General features: G+C 40.5%; 18 protein-coding genes. 1 reads left to right on the top strand and 17 read right to left on the bottom strand.

Features of this window, described 5'->3' with window-relative positions:
* Positions 1 to 225 precede the first annotated feature (225 nt).
* Positions 226 to 1929 carry a SulP family inorganic anion transporter gene (locus tag KUG63_RS09275; RefSeq protein WP_020932026.1) on the top strand — a complete coding sequence of 568 codons (1704 nt, stop codon included), beginning with the start codon at positions 226 to 228 and terminating at the stop codon, positions 1927 to 1929.
* A 20-nt stretch (positions 1930 to 1949) separates the two neighbouring features.
* Here KUG63_RS09275 and KUG63_RS09270 read toward each other — a convergent pair whose 3' ends face one another.
* The 17 genes from KUG63_RS09270 to KUG63_RS09190 form a co-directional block, all read right to left on the bottom strand.
* Positions 1950 to 3461, bottom strand: coding sequence for a GGDEF domain-containing protein (locus tag KUG63_RS09270; RefSeq protein WP_020932025.1), 1512 nt, complete (start codon positions 3459 to 3461; stop codon positions 1950 to 1952).
* 158 nt (positions 3462 to 3619) lie between these two features.
* Positions 3620 to 4012 (bottom strand): 30S ribosomal protein S9, encoded by a 393-nt coding sequence (gene rpsI / locus KUG63_RS09265; protein ID WP_015006771.1) that lies wholly within the window; start codon positions 4010 to 4012, stop codon positions 3620 to 3622.
* Positions 4013 to 4027: 15 nt separating this feature from the next.
* The gene (rplM, locus tag KUG63_RS09260; RefSeq protein WP_015006772.1) at positions 4028 to 4456 is read right to left on the bottom strand and encodes a 50S ribosomal protein L13; all 429 of its coding nucleotides are present in this window, start codon (positions 4454 to 4456) and stop codon (positions 4028 to 4030) included.
* Positions 4457 to 4572: 116 nt separating this feature from the next.
* Positions 4573 to 6474, bottom strand: coding sequence for a nucleoside-diphosphate sugar epimerase/dehydratase (locus KUG63_RS09255; protein WP_287554951.1), 1902 nt, complete (start codon positions 6472 to 6474; stop codon positions 4573 to 4575).
* 2 nt (positions 6475 to 6476) lie between these two features.
* Entirely contained in the window at positions 6477 to 7739 is a 1263-nt protein-coding gene (locus KUG63_RS09250; RefSeq protein WP_287554949.1) for a nucleotide sugar dehydrogenase, read from the bottom strand.
* Entirely contained in the window at positions 7729 to 9354 is a 1626-nt protein-coding gene (pgi, locus tag KUG63_RS09245; RefSeq protein ID WP_413464120.1) for a glucose-6-phosphate isomerase, read from the bottom strand. Before pgi ends, KUG63_RS09250 begins: the two co-directional genes overlap by 11 nt.
* Positions 9347 to 10240, bottom strand: coding sequence for a UTP--glucose-1-phosphate uridylyltransferase GalU (gene galU / locus KUG63_RS09240; protein ID WP_287554945.1), 894 nt, complete (start codon positions 10238 to 10240; stop codon positions 9347 to 9349). The genes pgi and galU overlap by 8 nt, the downstream gene beginning before the upstream one ends.
* Positions 10241 to 10367: 127 nt before the next feature.
* The gene (locus tag KUG63_RS09235; RefSeq protein ID WP_287554943.1) at positions 10368 to 10928 is read right to left on the bottom strand and encodes a sugar transferase; all 561 of its coding nucleotides are present in this window, start codon (positions 10926 to 10928) and stop codon (positions 10368 to 10370) included.
* Positions 10912 to 11865, bottom strand: coding sequence for a UDP-glucose 4-epimerase family protein (locus KUG63_RS09230; RefSeq protein ID WP_287554941.1), 954 nt, complete (start codon positions 11863 to 11865; stop codon positions 10912 to 10914). Before KUG63_RS09230 ends, KUG63_RS09235 begins: the two co-directional genes overlap by 17 nt.
* Positions 11866 to 11878: 13 nt before the next feature.
* Positions 11879 to 13006, bottom strand: coding sequence for a non-hydrolyzing UDP-N-acetylglucosamine 2-epimerase (wecB, locus tag KUG63_RS09225; RefSeq protein ID WP_287554939.1), 1128 nt, complete (start codon positions 13004 to 13006; stop codon positions 11879 to 11881).
* Positions 12999 to 13988 (bottom strand): polysaccharide biosynthesis protein, encoded by a 990-nt coding sequence (locus KUG63_RS09220; RefSeq protein ID WP_287554938.1) that lies wholly within the window; start codon positions 13986 to 13988, stop codon positions 12999 to 13001. Before KUG63_RS09220 ends, wecB begins: the two co-directional genes overlap by 8 nt.
* A gap of 24 nt (positions 13989 to 14012) precedes the next feature.
* On the bottom strand, positions 14013 to 14882 hold the full coding sequence (locus KUG63_RS09215) for a dTDP-4-dehydrorhamnose reductase family protein (protein ID WP_287554936.1): 870 nt from the start codon (positions 14880 to 14882) through the stop codon (positions 14013 to 14015).
* Complete coding sequence (locus tag KUG63_RS09210) at positions 14883 to 16142, bottom strand: glycosyltransferase family 4 protein (RefSeq protein WP_287554935.1); 1260 nt, start codon at positions 16140 to 16142, stop codon at positions 14883 to 14885.
* Positions 16139 to 17308, bottom strand: a complete 1170-nt coding sequence (locus KUG63_RS09205; RefSeq protein WP_287554933.1) for a glycosyltransferase — start codon at positions 17306 to 17308, stop codon at positions 16139 to 16141. Before KUG63_RS09205 ends, KUG63_RS09210 begins: the two co-directional genes overlap by 4 nt.
* Positions 17298 to 18188 carry a hypothetical protein gene (locus KUG63_RS09200; RefSeq protein WP_287554931.1) on the bottom strand — a complete coding sequence of 297 codons (891 nt, stop codon included), beginning with the start codon at positions 18186 to 18188 and terminating at the stop codon, positions 17298 to 17300. Before KUG63_RS09200 ends, KUG63_RS09205 begins: the two co-directional genes overlap by 11 nt.
* A gap of 103 nt (positions 18189 to 18291) precedes the next feature.
* Positions 18292 to 19293: a sulfotransferase domain-containing protein gene (locus tag KUG63_RS09195; protein ID WP_287554930.1), complete on the bottom strand. Its 1002-nt coding sequence runs from the start codon at positions 19291 to 19293 to the stop codon at positions 18292 to 18294.
* Entirely contained in the window at positions 19293 to 19721 is a 429-nt protein-coding gene (locus KUG63_RS09190; protein WP_287554929.1) for an acyltransferase, read from the bottom strand. The genes KUG63_RS09195 and KUG63_RS09190 overlap by 1 nt, the downstream gene beginning before the upstream one ends.

Genomic DNA, 19721 nt, shown 5'->3' with positions numbered 1-19721 from the left:
CACTTCTAGCTTCGTCGGCAGCGTCAGATGTGTATAAGAGACAGAATTTTATTGCATTGCAACAAAAAAAATGATTGAAGTCAATTTTAAACAACAGCTTAATAAAGTTATTATATATTTATGCTAATTTAATATACCTATAAATTCTGTCAAAGAACGTTACCCCTGCATTTAGCTCAGGTGCGTTACGAATGATAAAAATACGGCGCAATAAGGTTTTACATCATGCTTCTACCAAGCTGGATCAAGACGTACCAAACCGCTCAATTAAAGGGGGATTTAATTGCTGGCGTCATTGTTGCTATTGTCCTTATTCCTCAATCTATGGCATATGGTCTGTTGGCAGGCCTCCCCGCCGAAGTAGCCCTGTATTCATCCGTTCTTCCAATCATTTTATACGCCGCTTTCGGCAGTAGTCGAACATTGGCCATTGGGCCGGTCGGTATTATGTCGTTAATGACAGGCGCCACTATCGCCGAATTAGGCATCAGCAATATTGACGAAGTAATAAACGCAGCAAACACTCTGGCTTTATTAACTGGCATCATCTTGCTATTAATGCGAGCAGCTAGGTTAGGTAGTATTATAAATTTTCTAAGTCACCCCGTTGTTTCCGGGTTTATTAGCGCCTCAGCTATCATTATCGCCTTAAGCCAAGTAAAACATATTGTTGGTTTAAACATCACCGAAGGGCTCGCCCCTTACCAGGCTATAACCCATATCGTTACCCAACTTCCCCAAGGACACCTAGCAACAAGCATCCTCGGAGTTTGCAGCTTAATGCTTCTATGGTGGTTTAAAGGCCCTTTAGCAAACCTCTTAAAGAAAAAAGCATTTAACCCTAACAGCATAAAGTTTATATCGAATTCTGGCCCTCTTATTGTTGCCGTTACTGGCACTCTTGTTGTTTATTATTTCCATTTAAATACACGATTTGAGGTATCCGTGGTTGGTTATATTCCACCAGGGCTTCCTCATATTATTCTGCCTAATTACGATGAGCAACTATTTAAACAACTCCTTCCCTCTGCCCTGCTTATCGCTTTAATTGGTTATCTAGAAAGTGTTTCTATTGCAAAATCCATGGCAGGGCAGAAACGACAAAAAATCGATGCGAATAAGGAACTCTTAGGACTCAGTGCTGCCAATATCTCATCAGCTCTTAGTGGTGGCTATCCAGTAGCTGGAGGATTTGGTCGTTCGATGGTTAATTTCACCGCCGGCGCTAACTCCCCCTTGGCGTCTATTATTACGGCTTGTTTAGTTGGTTTGACTCTGTCTGTTTTAACACCCTTATTCTTTTTTTTACCAAAGGCTGCACTCAGTGCAGTTATTATATTTGCCGTACTACCTCTCATTGACACACACACCCTTAAACACACATGGCGCTACGACCGTACAGAGGCCACTTTGATGTTAATAACTTTTCTTACTGTGTTATTTATTAATGTAGAAAGCGGCATTCTGGCTGGCATTATTATCTCTATTGGCTTATACCTACATAGAAGCAGCCAACCTCATATTGCTGTAGTTGGGCAAGTGGGAAACTCTGAGCATTATAGAAACATCAAGCGCTATAAAGTAAAAACGGATAAAGAAATTCTTGCCATACGCGTTGACGAAAACCTTTATTTTGCTAACACAAACTACCTTGAAGACAATATTATGGGGTTGGTTGCGGACAACCAGTCGATTAACCATATTGTACTTATTTGTCAGTCGATAAGCTTCATTGACACCAGCGCGCTACAATCCTTAAGTGACATTCTTTACCGACTTGAAAAAGCCAACATTCAGCTACACTTAGCTGAAATAAAAGGTCCGGTTATGGATAAGCTGAAAGATACTGAGTTTCTAAAAAAGATAGGCATGGAAAATATTTTTTTAAGCACTCACCAAGCGATAACGACATTACAAGCGCGCCGCTAACTACGCCAAACATTTAAGGATTATATTGCCCGCTCACTCAAGCATTGGTTCCTTCCTAAACTTTTAGCTTTATACAAGGCCTGATCAGCCCTTCCATAAACATCACTTACCGTATCTCCAGGAGCAAACTCGGCACAACCAACAGACATTGTTATTGTAAGTCGTTTACCTTGATAACCAAACTTACAATCTTCTACACTTTTTCGAAATTGCTCTAACCTTTTTAACCCACTATCAAGGTCACTACCTGTAAAAATAACAGCAAATTCTTCGCCGCCAATTCGACCAAAGAAATCACTTTCTCGTACCTGCTTATTAATTAACTGGCTAATCGTGCATAACACCTTGTCACCTACAGAGTGCCCATACGTATCATTAATTTTTTTAAAACGGTCAATATCTAACACCGCCAACACCAAAGGCTCTGCATTTCGTTTCCAGCGCTCGTACTCGAGCCTAATACGCTCATCAAACGCTCGCCTATTTGCAACCCCAGTCAACACATCAACCAGTGCTTCTTTATGTGCCTGTATTAGCGATAATTTCAGCTCTTGAACTTGTAACTCCATTTTTTTTAATTTATTCGCTACGGAAAATGCATACCCTTCGGCTTCACCTACTCGACACCTTTCTACCTCGGTAAACTCAGAGACTGTTTGACTAAACTCAGCAAGCCGTTTGGTCAGCAAGGTCTTTAATAACGCTAAATTATCTGCTTGCAACACCGACTCTTGCAATGTTTTAACCTGACCACCCATCAACTCAGTCAACCGCCATCGATCTTTTAATTCATCTGCTTCTTCAGCTCCTGCTTGCCTAAGATCTGAAGAAAGTTCAGCCAACTTATGAATAACTGTTTCAACAAGCCCAGAGAACTCAACAATAAGCTCATTCTTGTTTACGATGCCGTTTCCTAGCACATCAAAAGTTTCTTTATGAAAAGTACTAAGGTCAGATAAGTTGGCAATCCTCTCAATATCTTTATGTAACCCAGCCACCTTAATCGACTCTGCAAGCCCGGCGTCTAATGCTTCAAGACTTCCTAATTGACGTGTTAGATCACCCTTTAATCCGTTTAAAGAAGCTTTAATTGAAGGACCACTATTATCAAAAAGCGCCCCAACTATTAAATTAACGACTTTTCGGGTAAAAGCTTTTAACTCATTTGGAGTACGAATCTTAGCGGCATCTTTTTGCAAGATCTCAACATCATCACCCAATACATCTGACATTTTTAAATTTTCTAACAGAATATCTAACGTGGTAATTGCTGAACGTAAATCGTCTTTATCAAAATAGCTTATCACTAAGTCTCTTACACGACTTAATGCTTCAACAGGTGCTCCTTCACCATTGGGCGTATTCCTAGGTAACGAGTTAATCGCTTTATCTATTGCCTTATGGTGCCCTTTAACTCCTTTTAATATCGACATTAGTACTTGATACAACGCCTGAATACTATCCGTCGCCTTTTGCTCGGACTCATCCAGCTCTTTTAATGCACGCCTATACTTCTCTTTATAGTCTGCCATCAATCAGTATCTAAATAATCATGTTTGAAGTATAGACCAACCTTTAAAAAGATACCAACACACCGATTTCTTTTCCTTTTGCACAAAAAAAAGCCCATTTTAATAATGGGCTTTTTTTAAAACGGTAAGAACTTTCGCTCTTATTTGAAGCAATACGATTAACGTTTTGAGTACTGAGGACGTTTTCTCGCTTTGTGAAGACCAACTTTTTTACGCTCAACTTCACGTGAATCACGTGTTACAAAACCTGCTTTGCGAAGGGCAGGACGTAACTCGCCATCAAACTCCATTAATGCCCGGGTAATCCCCAATCTAATAGCACCGGCTTGACCTGATGTTCCACCACCTTTTACAGTGATAAGAAGGTCAAATTTCTCCATTGCTTCTGCTGTTTCTAGTGGCTGACGAACAATCATACGATCAGTTTCGCGGCCAAAATAAGTATCTAGCGTTGCATTGTTAATTTTAATCTCGCCTTTGCCAGGACGTGCAAAAACACGTGCAACTGAACTTTTACGACGACCAGTTCCATAATATTGGGTTTGTGCCATGATAATAAACTCTTGTTATAGTTCTAATGTTTTAGGTTGTTGGGCTTGATGCGTATGCTCAGCGCCAACAAATACTTTCATTTTCTTGAACATATTTCGACCCAATGTGTTTTTCGGCAACATGCCTCTAACAGCTGATTGGATGATACGCTCTGGGTGTGTTTCACGAAGCTTACCTAAAGAAACAGACTTTAAGTTACCAATGTAACCTGTGTGATGATAATACATCTTGTCTTTTTCTTTATTGCCTGTCACACCAATTTTTTCAGCGTTAATGACAACAATGTAATCGCCCGTATCAACGTGAGGTGTATATTCAGGCTTATGCTTACCGCGTAAACGGCGTGCTATTTCTGTGGCCAAGCGCCCCAGCGCTTTACCTTCGGCATCAACAACATACCAATCGTGTTCTACTTCTTCTGTTTTTGCGCTAAATGTTTTCATTTCTTAATTCCACTCACTCGAGATGCGGGTCTATCAAAGAGCCGCGTATTCTATCTATTTTTTATCTAAATCACAATGTTAAGTTACAAAACTTTATAAAATCGAACTAAAAACGTCTAATGCAGCACATTCGCAATAGCACATTGTGGTTTATAACCAACCACTGCTTCTGATAATACCGCTCTAATTTCAACATCATCATTGTCATTAATCGCTTGCTGCAAACGCCTAATGAGAACATTCAGCTCTTCCCAAGGAATCATACTTTCATTAGCCCGCATGATTTTTTCATGGTCTGTATTTTTCACATCATTACCGATCAATAACTCTTCATACAGCTTTTCACCCGGGCGTAACCCGGTGAACTTTATTTCGATGTCTCCGTGCGGCGTATCATCTCCTTTAACTTCTAGTCCACTTAAATGAATCATTCGCTTTGCCAATTCTAATATTTTAACAGGATCGCCCATGTCTAAAACGAACACATCGCCACCTTTTGCCATGGCACCCGCTTGTATAACCAATTGGGCTGCCTCAGGGATTGTCATAAAGTAACGAATAATTTTAGGGTCCGTCACAGTCACTGGACCACCTTCTTTTATTTGCTTCTTAAACAGAGGAATGACGGAGCCTGACGAGCCGAGCACATTGCCAAAACGCACCATCGCAAATTGTGTTGCAGATACGCCTCTATGCTTATTACTTAATGCCTGCAAAACCAATTCAGCCATTCTTTTTGAAGCCCCCATCGTATTAGTAGGCCGCACAGCCTTATCTGTTGAGATCAGTATAAAGTCCTTAACCTTCGAGTTTAATGCTGCCTCAGCTGTATATAAGGTCCCCAGAATATTGTTTTTAATTGCTTCTCTTGGGTTTTGCTCAACTAATGGCACATGCTTATAGGCTGCAGCATGATATACCGTTTCAACGTGCGCCGCCTGACAAGCTAATAAAACTCGATCTGAATCCGTTACCGACCCCAAGACAGGCTTAATGACCACTTCTTCGCTGATCGGCTGATTTTTTAAATCATGCTCTATCATATAAAGGGCAAACTCACTATGATCAAATAAAACAATCTCTTTTGGCTTTTGCTGCAAGATTTGACGACACAGTTCAGCTCCGATTGAGCCACCTGCCCCCGTCACCATCACAACTTTATTATGTATGTTTTTCGCCATCAAAGATTTATTAGGCAATACCTGATCACGGCCTAATAAATCTTCAATTTCAACGTCCCTTATATCATCAACCGTTACTTCACCCTCAGCAATTTCAGCTAATGTTGGTAACGTTTTCACTGTTACCGGATAAGACTCCAACAAAGCAATAATTTGGTTACGGCGAGATCGCGACACTGATGGCATCGCCAATAACACATCCTTCACTCCATGGCGTTCAATAAGGCGGCTCAAATGTGAGAACGGGTGCACACGAACATCACCCATTTGCCGCCGATGAAGTGATGGCTCGTCATCAATAAAGGCCACCACTTTCATACTACTTTTTACATTTAGTTGTCCCAGCACTTGCATACCTGACGAACCCGCACCATAAATGACCACATTACGAGCTGCGTTTACATTCGCAGGAGCCAACCCTGCCAGCCACCAACGCACCACCATTCGACTTCCACCAACCATAAGGAGAGCCACCAACCAATTAATAATGTGGACTGAACGCGGCACAACTTCAATGTTCGCCAACACAACAAAAAAAGCAATAAGCAAGCTATAAAGAGAGACCGCCTTAACCACAACCCATAAAGAGTGAAAGCCAATATATCGAATAATCGCACGATACAAGCCCAACTTAATAAAAATGGGCGTTGCTATAAAAGGCGCAACAGCAAACAACCAAATTACACTGCCTTCGGGCCAATAAAACTCACCTAGCCGAAGTGAAAAGGCCACCCATAAAGCTAACGTTATAACAATAAAATCAAATAGCAGCGTAACCGCACGTTTTATCCGCCTGCTTCGGCTAATAAACCAGTCTGGAAGTGAAAAAACACTCATCCTCAATTCGCCCCTCTACCCACACCCAAATAACTAAACCCATGTTGCTTAACGACCTCCTTATCAAAAACATTCCTCCCATCAATGATCAGATGATCGTTCATGCATTTAGCAAGTTGCTCATAATCAGGTGACCAATAAAGCGGCCACTCAGTAACGAGTAATAACGCATCAGCACCAGCTGCTGCATCCATCGGTGTTTTACAAGAACGGATCAATTTTTCACCTGCATAATAACTTTTTATATTTGGTATTGCTTCTGGGTCATGGATATTAACCTGAACCCCTTGCGCAACCAGTGCATTAATTATTTTTAAGCTGGGCGCATTATCAATGCTGGCTGTTCCTGGCTTAAATGAACACCCCCAGATCGCAACCACCTTACCGTCCAAAGCACCGTTATAGTGCTGCCATAATTTCCTGAACAGCAATTCTTTTTGCACCTCATTTTCGTCAACAACTGCTTTTAAGAGTGATTGCTGCTTCTGCTGTTGAAAAATGCCAGAAAACTTAGAAACATAAGCATGGAAGTTCTGCCCTCCAAAACCACAGCCCGGCGACAAGTAATGCTCACCGATCCTTGTATCAGCCCTCATTCCTTCTTGAACAACGCTAATATCCACACCTAACTGATCTGCCAGATTAGCCAATTCATTAACATAACCTAAACGAATAGCGAGCATGCCTGTAATAGCAAATTTGGTAAATTCAGCTTCACGAGTTGTCATTAACTGCAGTGTATTCAAGCCCTCACTAAACGGCCTTAATAAAGCTCGAGCCTTAACTAATGCCTTATCATGATCTAGCCCCAAAACGATCCCGTTAGGTTGACTAAAACCCTGGATCGCCGAACCTTCTTGTAAATTATCGGGGATATACACCACATAGCCCTTCCCTTTTAATCGAGTTTGCAGGTCACGTGTCGCTCCCACCGCAAAGTTGCACTGATTAACAATCAACATATCATTTTGAGCTGATTGAGAAAGCCGCTCCATCACTTGCTCAGCTTTGTACTGCTGATCCGGCTGAAATGCAAGCCAATGAATACTCGCCTCTGGCTGCATTCCCTCGTTACGCCGACTAAGTCGGCCACTACTAATCTGCGCTTCTAACTGTTGCAATAAATTCGGCTCATCACGAACCGTCGGAATCTTTCCTAATTCACCTTGCGACACACCGCAAATAGCTACATCATTTCCTACTTTAGCTAGGCATGTCGCCGCAACCCAGGCAGAAAGCCCCACACCATACACATTAACTTTCATACTGAGCCTGTTGACGTTGAACACGCTGAATCAATCCCCTAGTAGATGAATCTAGATCCCCACTCACCTGTGACTGAAACTCTGGTAATAATGATGAAGCTAGCTTTTTGCCTTTTTCCACGCCCCACTGATCAAACGGGTTTATTTCCCAAATCACCGACTGCACAAACACTTTATGCTCGTATAAGGCGATCAGCCCACCAAATGTTTCCGGCGTTAATTCATCCAACATAATCGTAGTACTCGGCTGGTTACCGTCGTAATGCTGATAACCTAAATCATTTTCCGATTCGGCGCCCAAAGCCAGAAGCCTAGATTGCGCCAAGCAATTAGCAAGCGATAACTGATGTTGCAGCTGAAGCTCTTCACCTTCGCCTTCATAGCGTACCGCTGTGGTAATAAAGTCGCACATCACCAATTCGGTACCTTGATGTAAAAGCTGATAAAACGCGTGTTGTGCATTCGAGCCGACTTCACCCCATAACACTGGGCAGGTGCGGTAATTAAGCCGCTCTCCCTTGGTATTGACACTTTTCCCGTTACTTTCCATTTCCAATTGTTGTAAATAGGATGGTAAATGTGAAAGACGTCCATCATAAGGCAAAATTGTGTGTGCATGAATATTCAAAAAGTTAATATTCCAAACGCCAACCAAGCCTAATAAAACGGGCAAATTTTTATCAAAGCTCGTCTCTCTAAAGTGCCTGTCCATTGCATGAGCACCTTTAAGAATCGCACGAAAATTTTCCATACCAACTTTAAGCGCAATAGGCAACCCTATTACTGACCACAAAGAATATCGCCCACCAACCCAATCCCAAAATAATAATTGGTTTTTCTCGGGAACTCCCCATGATTGTGCCGCACGGATATTCCCAGTTGCTGCAATAAAGTGATGTTGATTAATTAAATCAACAGATTTCCCACTTGCTTTTAACAACCATTCCCTAGCCGTATTAGCATTTGCCAAGGTGTCAATTGTGCTAAATGTTTTAGAGGCCACAATAAATAATGTTGTCGCGGGCTCTAATAAAGGCAGTAGCTTTTCTAGTTCACTCCCATCCATTGATGATACAAAATGGATATCAAGTTGCTTGCTTTCAGCAGGCGTATATTGCTCTAATGCATCACAAGCCATTAACGGCCCAAGGTTTGAACCTCCAACCCCAATATTTACAATTGACCGAATAGGTCGACCATCGAAACCTCGCCACTGAGCCTGCTGGATCTGCCTAACCAATAACGCCATTTTTTCTAAGGAAGCATGGATATCTTCCGTAATAACCCGGTCGTTAACCCTAAGGGTTTCCTCTTTGGGAAGCCGTAACGCAGTATGCAACGCAGAACGCCCCTCCGATACATTGACTTGCTCTCCAGTAAATAATTTCTCAATCCATTCGCCCAGCGCTTGCTGCTCAGCTAAGGCCATTAATTTACCCAAGGTGTCTTTGGTAATACGCTGCTTTGAAAGATCTAATAAAAAACTCTCGGTAGAAAAACTAAACTCATCAAACCTATCAGCCTCTAGACGAAATAACTCAGATAGGTGCAACCCCTTTATTTCCTCAGCGTGCGATTGAAGATCAACCCATGCTTTTACCTCACCACTATTCATGCTCATTAGCTAACGCGTTGATAAACTGTCTCAAACCGTTGGCCGTGTCACTATGCTGTAAACCATACGCAAGATTAGCCTTTAAATAACCCAGTTTTTCCCCACAATCATACGTATCGCCCATCATTTTATAGGCCTCCACTGGCTCCAATTCTAATAGAGTATCAATAGCATCCGTGAGTTGTATTTCGCCACCCGCACCGGGCTTACCGTCAGCTAGCAAACTCATAATCTTCCCTGGCAGCACATAACGACCAATAACGGCTAAATTTGAAGGCGATTCATCTTGCTTTGGCTTCTCGACCAAGCCTTTAATGGCGGCCGATTGCCCTAACGCCGGCACAATGCCTCCACAATCAGCAATGCCGTATAGCTGAACTTTATCGTCTGGCACCTCACCCACCATAATTTGAGCCGCATTTTTATCCTCAAACTCTCCGATCATTCGTGCTAAATCGTTCGTTTTATCCAGCCCATTGCTCACCAACACATCGGGCAAAATAACCACAAACGGCTCACCACCAACCGCACTTGCCGCGCAATGCACCGCATGCCCCAAGCCTTTTGCTTCGGCTTGCCGAACAGACACAATAGAAACATCGGGAGGCACAATGTGTTGAATGGCTGCCAATAAGGCTGTTTTGTTTTTACGTGCTAATTCAGCCTCTAGTTCATAATGCGTATCAAAATGGTCCTCAATCGCCGATTTACCCGTGCGCGTCACCAAAATAATTTCCTTAATACCGGCCGCAACAGCCTCTTCAACCACATACTGAATTACCGGCTTATCAACTACTGGCATCATTTCTTTTGGAATCGCCTTGCTGGCGGGTAAAACACGCGTACCTAAACCCGCAACTGGGATAACTGCTTTCCTTACTTTCAACGTACTTGCTCCTTAAAACTATCATTAATCGCTAAGTCTAGCAAAGAAAAAAGACTACTCGCTTTTTTCCTGACTAAACTCATCAAAACAACACATCAATTCAATCCAGAATCACGTGCCCATTAAACTAATGAGAAACACCATCTCTTTTAAGCACTTTGAGCAACGTTAGCCAAAGGATATAAATATCGAATAAAAAAGAGCGTCGATGCATGTACTCAACATCCAACTCTACTTTTTGTGGTATCGGCAACTCATCACGGCCATTTACTTGCGCCCACCCCGTTAAGCCCGGCATTAACTCATGCACTCCTTTTTCCGTACGCAAAGCAATTAAATCATCTTGGTTAAACAACGCAGGCCGGGGGCCAACAAAACTCATATCACCCTTTAAAATACACCATAGTTGCGGCAGCTCATCTAAACTTGTTTTACGCAAAAAATCGCCAATGGGCGTCAGTACACTTTTCGGGTCTTTTAATAAATGAGTGGCAACGGCGGGCGTATCTGTTTTCATGCTACGGAATTTAGGCATTTTGAAAATAGTATTGTTAATACCTACTCGATCAGACCAATATAACGCTGGGCCTTTCGACGTTACTCTAACCAGAATAGCCACAATACAAATAGGTACCAAAAGAACAACAGCGGCATTAATAGCCAAAAACAGGTCAAACAGTCTTTTCATTTAAATACACATCCGCTATTTTCTTCAACTGTTCATCCATTGTGATAACCGGCTTCCAGCCAAGTAATTCGTATGCTTTAGAACTATCCACCTGCAAAGAACCAAACAAGCGATTCGCCACATCAGCCTTACCCAGCAATTTTGCGGCAAGCGTCATCCAACTAACCGGAATAGGTAACAACAAAGCCCTTTTATCAAAAGCCTTTGCTACTTTCTGTAGTAATTCTGTTGTCGACACATCCTCACCATCTGAAATCAAAAAAATCTCATTGGATGCTTTTGGGTGATCAATGCAATGAATAATAAAATCAACCAAATTATCTAGTGCCACCAATGAACGTTGATTGTGAATCGCACCAAGAGGCAGCGGAACACCTCTTTTCATCCATTTTAGCAGGCTAGCAAAATTGCCTTTAACACCCGAACCATACACCAGTGTTGGGCGAATAATAACGACCTCCATACCCGTCTCTTTTGCTAAAGCCAATAAACCTTGTTCAGCCTCATATTTAGATAAGCCATAAGGATCAGTCGGAACAAACGAATCTTCAGAAGAAAAAGGAACACTTTCCGTTAACTCCCCATTCACTTTTATTGAACTGATAAAAACAAACCGCCTAACACCTGCCTCAGCTGCCTGCCTTGCTAAATTTAATGTTCCGGCCGTATTCACCTTCCTAAACTCAGCCAAAGGGTCGGCAACCACATCATTCATAATATGAGCACGAGCAGCGGTGTGAATCACTACACCAACATCTTGTAATGCTTGACGCCACTCCGTATTTTCCGACAGATCACCGGTTGCTATAAATTCTACAGCACTAGGGAAGCTATCACTTCGTTGCCGCGAACATGCACGTACATCATGTCCAGATGTCCAAAGTTGCTCAACAATACTACTACCAACAAAGCCAGTAGCCCCAGTAACCAATATCACTTAACGCTACCTTTTATGACTTGGACCAAACCGTTCGATTGATATAATCAGTGTAGCTAAGCACTACTCGTGTCACTTGCTTAGATACTGATCCTCCTTGATAATCGCTCACCACTTTCATGACTCGCGTGTCACGCTGATGTTGGCTAGTAATTACCTTAACCGACTCAAGCACTCTTTCTGCTTTAAGGCCACTCATAATCAGAGTTCCCTCATCCATGCCTTCTGGTCGCTCATGTGCATTACGAATCGTCACTGCTGGCAAATTTAGCAATGACGCTTCTTCTGTGATCGTACCGCTATCAGAAAGAATGCAATAGGCCGACATTTGAATTTTTATATAATCCAGCAAACCAAAAGGTTTCACAAATCGAATTAAAGAATGCTTAGCATGGTCGTCTAACGCTTCCAGTCGTTTTTTAGTTCTTGGATGTGTGGATACAATGATCGGGTACTGATAACTCTCTGCAAGCACGTTCAATGTTGCTAATAAATCTATCAAATTTTCTTGTGTATCAACATTTTCTTCCCTATGCGCACTTACAATAAAAAACTTATCTTGCTCAATCCCTTCTTTCTCTAAAATATCAGATGCTTGAATCCGAGGCATATAGTGATTCAACACTTCCTCCATGTGTGAGCCTGTTTTGATAATGGTTTCTGGACGAATACCTTCAGCCACCAAATAATCACGTGCGTGCTCAGTTAACACCATATTAATATCACTTAAATGGTCCAGTACCTTACGGTTTAGTTCCTCAGGTACCCTCTCATCAAAACACCGATTCCCAGCCTCCATATGAAAAATGGGGATCTTCCGGCGTTTAGCTGCCATTACCGCTAAACAGGTATTAGTGTCGCCATACAACAATAACGCATCCGGTTTTTCTAACTCAAAAATATCATCGGCCTTGGCAATAATGTCAGCGATGGTTTTTGCAGCTGTCTCACCAGCCACATTCAAAAAATGATCAGGTTTACGAATCTCCAAATCATCAAAAAAAACCTGATTCAATTCATAGTCATAATTCTGCCCTGAATGAACTAATACATGATGGACCTGTTTATCCAACTCAGCAATCACCCGACTCATCTTAATCAGTTCTGGGCGCGTTCCGACCAATGTCATCACTTTAAGCACTCAATGTCTCCTGGATGTAATCCAAATTCAGTAATAAAGATTTAACTTTTTCAACACTCAGTCGTTCCGTATTATGTGAGGTATAGTCCTCTACCTGAGAAATATGCGTCTCACCTTCGACAAAGTATTTTTTGTAATTTAGATCCCGATTATCAGCAGGGATCCGGTAATAGCGCTCCATGTCTTCTGCTTTTGCCATTTCTTCACGTGAAATCAAAGATTCATATAGCTTTTCCCCGTGTCGAGTACCAATCACTTTTAGTGAGCTATTGCTGTCAAATAACTCTTTCAAAGCCTGAGCTAAGTCCGTCAGTGTTGATGCAGGCGCTTTTTGCACAAAAATATCACCCTGTTGTGCATGTTCAAATGCATATAAAACCAAGTCCACAGAATCTTCTAAAGACATTAAAAATCGAGTCATATTAGGATCGGTCACTGTCAGCGACTCATTCGCCTTCATTTGATTAATAAATAATGGAATGACCGAACCACGAGATGCCATGACATTGCCGTAACGCGTACAACAAACAACAGGCCCACTTTCGGGAATCGAGCGAGATTTTGCTACAACAACTTTCTCAGCCATTGCTTTTGAAATCCCCATTGCATTAATTGGATAGACGGCCTTATCTGTACTCAAAACAACCACACGCTGAACACTATTTGCGATAGCAGCATGCAAAACATTCTCAGTACCAAGAACATTAGTTTTCACTGCTTCCATAGGATAAAACTCACAAGAAGGGACTTGTTTCAATGCCGCCGCATGAAAAACATAATCTACGCCCACCATCGCCTGAGAAATACTGTCAAAATCACGAACATCACCTATGAGAAATTTAACTTTATCGTTAGCCATCTCAATACGCATGTCTTCCTGTTTCTTTTCATCACGACTGAAAATGCGTATCTCCCTTACATTCGTATTGAGAAAGCGCTTTAACACGGTATGACCAAAGGAACCTGTTCCTCCAGTGATCATTAAAACTTTATTATCAAACATGATTTATTCTATCCCTTGGTTTACTTTATGCATTTTTTCAATTAATTGTGGCCAGCTTGGTGGCTTATAACCCGTTTCTCGTCTAAATTTACTTGAATCTAAGGAACGATCAATTTGTACCTGTTCATCCGCTTGTATTTCAATCTTCTTGCCATAAACGTCAGCAATCAAATTCAGCAACGTGTACTTATCTATCGGTTCAACAGAGACATGGTACAAACCTTGAAGGTTCTTATTTGGAATCACAAGTTCCTTAATTACATTGGCCAACTCAACGGTTGTCAGTCCTGAAAAGATTGCTCGTTTATACCCTTTTACACTACCGGTTTGTGTCAAAAACCAGTTTACCAATGAAGCATTACTATTGAGCTCATGACCAATAATTGATGTCCGTAACGTCACCGTATGCGGCAAGTCATGCAGCTCACCTATATATTTTGACTTACCATATAAATCTTCGGCATCTGAAACATCCTTCTCTAAGTACATCCCTTTTCGGCCATTAAAAACACAATCAGTACTAATATGTATTAACCGTGCATTTGCCAATGAACACAGCTTTGATAACCTATGAGGCAACATTGTATTGATCGGCAATGCAAAAAGAGGGTCATCTACATCAGAAAGCTGTTTAATTAAACCCACACAATTAATCACAACATCAGGACGAACTTTACACAAAACAGCAACTAATGAGTCTTGCTCCAAAACATCAATATTGCTCAGCAAGTATTCCTGAGCCCGTTCTGAAAAATACTTCAAACCACTTACACTACGTAATGTACCCCATACTTGATACCCTGAGTCATTAAACATCTGTTTAAAGACGGCGCTTCCTAACATCCCTGTCACACCTAACACTAACACCTTCACTTAAATCACCTTTTCCTTACTGATTCTTTGCTCAAGAATCCTCACTAGATTTTCACACTGGCTGTTCATTTCGAAATGCTCCTGAAAATACTTTCGACCTGCCAAACCGAAATTTTCTCGCTCAACTGCTGGCATTTCAACCATCTGCTCAATACAAGCAGCCAAACCAAAAACATCTTCTGCGCCGCAAGTCAACCCTGCCTTCGCTGTTTCAACCACTCTAGCGCCTTCACCATCCAAGGCAGCAATTATAGGTCGCCCCGATGACAAATATGCTTGAATTTTACTTGGAACGGTATAACTAAAAATTTCTTCTTTTATGAGCGTTACAAGCAAAACCTTTGACCGCATAAAAATTTCCGGCATCATTTCAGGTGGAAACCTCCCTGCTAAGACCAGATTATCTAGTTTTCTATTTACTTTTTGCTCCAACAACCAGTCAGACAAAGAGCCACTTCCGACTAAGACAATACGTAAGTTAGGTAAATATTTTAATTTAGCAGCCACATCTATGATTGTTCCTAGTGACTGCGCCGTACCTAAGTTTCCTGTGAAGGTTACACAAAAAAACTGGTCTAATAAATTAGCCAAACTTTCAGGCAAAGTTTTATCTTTTAACTGGGCATGCTCCTGACCTAAACTAAAGCTTTCTTCTTTATAAGAATTAGGGTAATAAACTATCTTCTCGGCATCTGCATACCGAGAAACCGGCCGAATAAAACCTTTAGATTGAACAAGTAGCGTATCCGCCTTAGAGTAAATGCCACATACCAACAGCCTAACCAACGCTAATAAAAACCTATTTTTTATAAACCCAGTTGCACTTAGACTTTCAGGCCATAAGTCTTGCACCCAAATAGCCAAATGTATTTTTAATTTCCACCTTAAGAAAACCGCAGGAATTGCTGAGAGTAATGGCGAGGGCGCAAATACTATAATCACATCATAGTGCTCATTTTTTACTTCCCTTGGAAAAAGCATTAACCCATTCCAAATGAAAGACCAATAATTAAAAAATAAATTTTTAGCCCCACCTGCTTTTCTGGGCCGCAAGGGCACACGAAATACAGAGGTTTTACCATCAAACAACTCATCTTGACTACCTGCTTCTGTGTAACCATCAAACACTTCACCACCAGGGTAGTTCGGTTTACCAGTTAATACCTTAACTGTATGGCCCTGTGAGACTAAGGTTCTAACCATATCATTGATAATAAAAGACTCTGGCCAAAAGTATTGTGTCACCAACAATATTCTCATTGATTAACTGCTCGATGAAATAGCTGTCTATTAGCCTTAATTACATCAGCGTCAACCAACCGCTTCCTTGCTTGACATTGTATATGCGCTCGAGTTTTATTTTTTTGCTCTTGGCTTTGCGATGCGCATTCTTCAATAATATTTACAAATTCTTGCTCATGCTCAAGTGGTAAATCCCAACCTAAGCCATCTGGCTTTAAATTCCGCCAAGGAGTCTGATCACTCAACAAAACAGGCGTCCCAACGCTTATAGCCTCCGCTATTACATGGCCATAATTTTCCCCAAGAGTAGGAAATAAAAACAAATCATAAGCAGCAAATGTTTGCCCCACATCATCTGGAATTACGATCCCACAGTACTTAACATTAACGTTTTCTGGGAGGGCTTCAATCAACGCCTCACAATTCGCCCAATAGCCTAAGTCCTCTTTAGGGCCATATATATGAAAAATCACTTCACAAGCAACCTTACTAAGTAACCTTAAAGCAAAATCTAAATTTTTTTTTGCAGAGATACGAGATAAAAAAATAAGCTTTAATGCGCTCTCTTTTTCCCATTTAATCTTTTCATATCTCACTTCAGCCACTTTCGCTGGCAAATCTAAAGCAATAAAAACTTTGTCATCTGGTATAGAGAAAAATCGCTTAATGTCCTCAGCCTCATACTCACTAGACGCATGCCATAAAATCTTATTGCATAAACCAAAAATCTTAGCCCCCCAAATATATATATTCTTTTTAATTCTCTTTAACTTCAAAGCTCCTTTAGAAAATTCCCCGCGAGGAGCTAGTAACGTTGGCTTTTTCTGGAAACGACCTAACGTTCGAGCATATAATGGCCTTACAGTAAAAACTGAATCAAAAAAACTATTTAAATACAACAGATCATGAGGTGTCTCATTAATCAATTTTGTAAAACTTGCTATTGTTTGCCTTTCTGGTGTGCAATAAAACACTTGAGCTTCCCCAACTGAAACCCAAGTATTTAGGTTCACATTGACATAAGGCCCCGAATCCCCCAAATCACGATCACTAGTTACAATTAAAAACTCAACCTCCTCGGCCAAATGGTCCGCCATATTGGCAATGGTTCTCAATGGCCCACCAGCCTTATAACCAGGCAAATAATAGTGCACGAAAACAAGCACCCTAAATTTAGCCAACATAAAAGCCATCCCCGTACTCAATGATGTTTTTTAAAAAAAAGACTGACCAATAAGTATAGTAAGTAGATGTTACTAAAACGCCTACATTAACCCCTCGGTTAACTGGCAACGCATAATACAAAAACGCAAAATAACCGAACATATTAACTCGCTCACCTCCAACCAAGATAACTGCGACAATTAGCGGGATAAAAACTAAAACCGTCTCTGTTCTTTTTTTCGAATAAAATAAAGCTAGCGCTAGAAAGATAGTTATACGAAATAAATTTGAGACACCTCTAAACTCCAAATAGGCATCGAACTTAATCAACAAGGCGTCTAATGTTAAAAACCCCAATAAGAAAAAAAAAACCATTAGTAATAAAAGCCTTTTAGAGAGCAAGAGTGTTTGAAAGAAATACGCTAGCTTTTGGGCCAAATAGCAAAACAACTGACCTGAATAAATAATTAGCATCTGAAAATGAGAAATGATGGCAAAAAATATAGCACTATAAAAACACCTTAAACGATCAAAGCAAAGCATTGAGATCAAAAAGAAAAGAACCCCAAACTTTAAACGTTCAGCTGAAAAGTACAGAACTAAAAAATAAAAGTTTGTTAAGACAATAGGTGCAGCAATAAAAAGTGATACGCCCCATTTTTTAAACAGTTGCATAGCAAAGTACCCCAAAAATAAATTAGCACACGCTATAAAAATATTTTGCTCTAATACTCTGGCAAACAACCAAGATAAAATAAAATGGCCTAACTCATACGCACTTAAAGCTTGATTGTAAAAAGAATAGCCTTCAATCAAATCTAACGACCCTAACTTTTCGTACACCATCCTATAATGAACTTGATCACCACCAAAGGCATACGGCCATATAATTAATGTCATTACAAAAACCAGCGTGGCAGTAATTGTACTCAGAGGTCTAGATATATTTTCAACCATTAGTTGTGCTGTCTATTTAACAAATATATAGACAAAACATAACACGCTACCCGATATAACCATATTTTTTCATTTTCCCTCTATCCAAATTAAACTCCTCAATCAACCTAGTGTTGGAGGAGGAAAATTCATTTAATATTATTTCACGCTGCACAACATCTAAATTAGGTATTAAGTGTGCTCGCCCCACCATATATTTTTTTAAATACTTGCCTAATTGGCCCACCATCGAGGACACAACCTTATTGCCCTTAAGTCCGATAAAGAATTTCTTAGGTAAGATGATTCTAAACACATCAACTAATATCTGGTCTAACGATAGTGCGTTGGTATAACTACCTTTATCCACCTTTGATTTTACATTATCATTTTTATTTAATAGAACATTTTTTACCAAACCGGCTTCTACAGAAAGCAACTCAGCTAATTTTTTAGAATAAGTATCCACTTCCAACCTAATATCCTCATAAAAAAGAATTTCAACATTATCCTTACCAAACACATTTACATAAGATTTAATGACTTCATAATAATAAAACATTAAAAAAACTCCATTACTCTTACTTTCCAATCCTTGTGCTATATATTTCTCGAAGGTATCTAACGATTTAACATGTCTAAAATGCCACTTATACCCTTCAACATAAAATGAATGCACTAGGTCGGCTTGGGCTCGGAGAGTAACTAGCACTTTAACATTACAATCATGATGTGAGAGTACCCCCCCCAACTTCTCAGCAACTTCTGTTGGGTCGGACTCGCTCAAGACATCGTTCCCAATAATATTCTTAAAAGATAAAACAACATCTTCATTTGATATAACATTTAATACGTCATCTGAAAGAGTACATTGATCTATCTTGCTATTGCTTAAACCAAAAACCAATTCATTAATCATTGCCTCTCCAGCCTTAAACTTGCTAAGCCCTCTATTACTTCTACCTAAGTAATTTATTTGCTTTTTTTCATCCAAAGTTGTAAATAAATGATTTTGTAGAGTCGAGGTGGCCGTTTTCGGGTAGCCAATATGAAAAAGTAATTCTTTCATTAATTACACCCTTCTATTATCATCGCCGTTACACCTGAAAGAGCAATTGCGCCAGAACCTATCCAAGCGTCATTACCTATATAAATTGATTTTGATACCGACGCCCATTTTTTATTATACCCTTGCATATGATTAACCGTCTCAAAAGACACATTAGGCCCAACTGCTACCCTTTTCCCTATCACCAGTCTTCCTTTAGCACCTAAGCCAATTCTACAGTTAACATTAACAAACGTCTGCCCCCCAATATACAACCTATCAAGCCCACCGTATGGCCTTAGATCGAAACCGCTCCAAATTACTACTTTTTTCCCAATATTCACACCGGCCATTCTCAATAACGCACTTCTTAGTTTATTGAAATCTGGAATACGAGGAAGCAGTGAAATTATTAGGTAAAACACCTCCTCACTAAATACTTTAATCAT

It is taken from the genome of Cycloclasticus sp. (assembly GCF_019090545.1).
Lineage (GTDB): Bacteria > Pseudomonadota > Gammaproteobacteria > Methylococcales > Cycloclasticaceae > Cycloclasticus > Cycloclasticus pugetii.
Note: the sequence above shows the minus strand (reverse complement) of the source record. Positions and strands in the feature narration are given on the sequence as shown.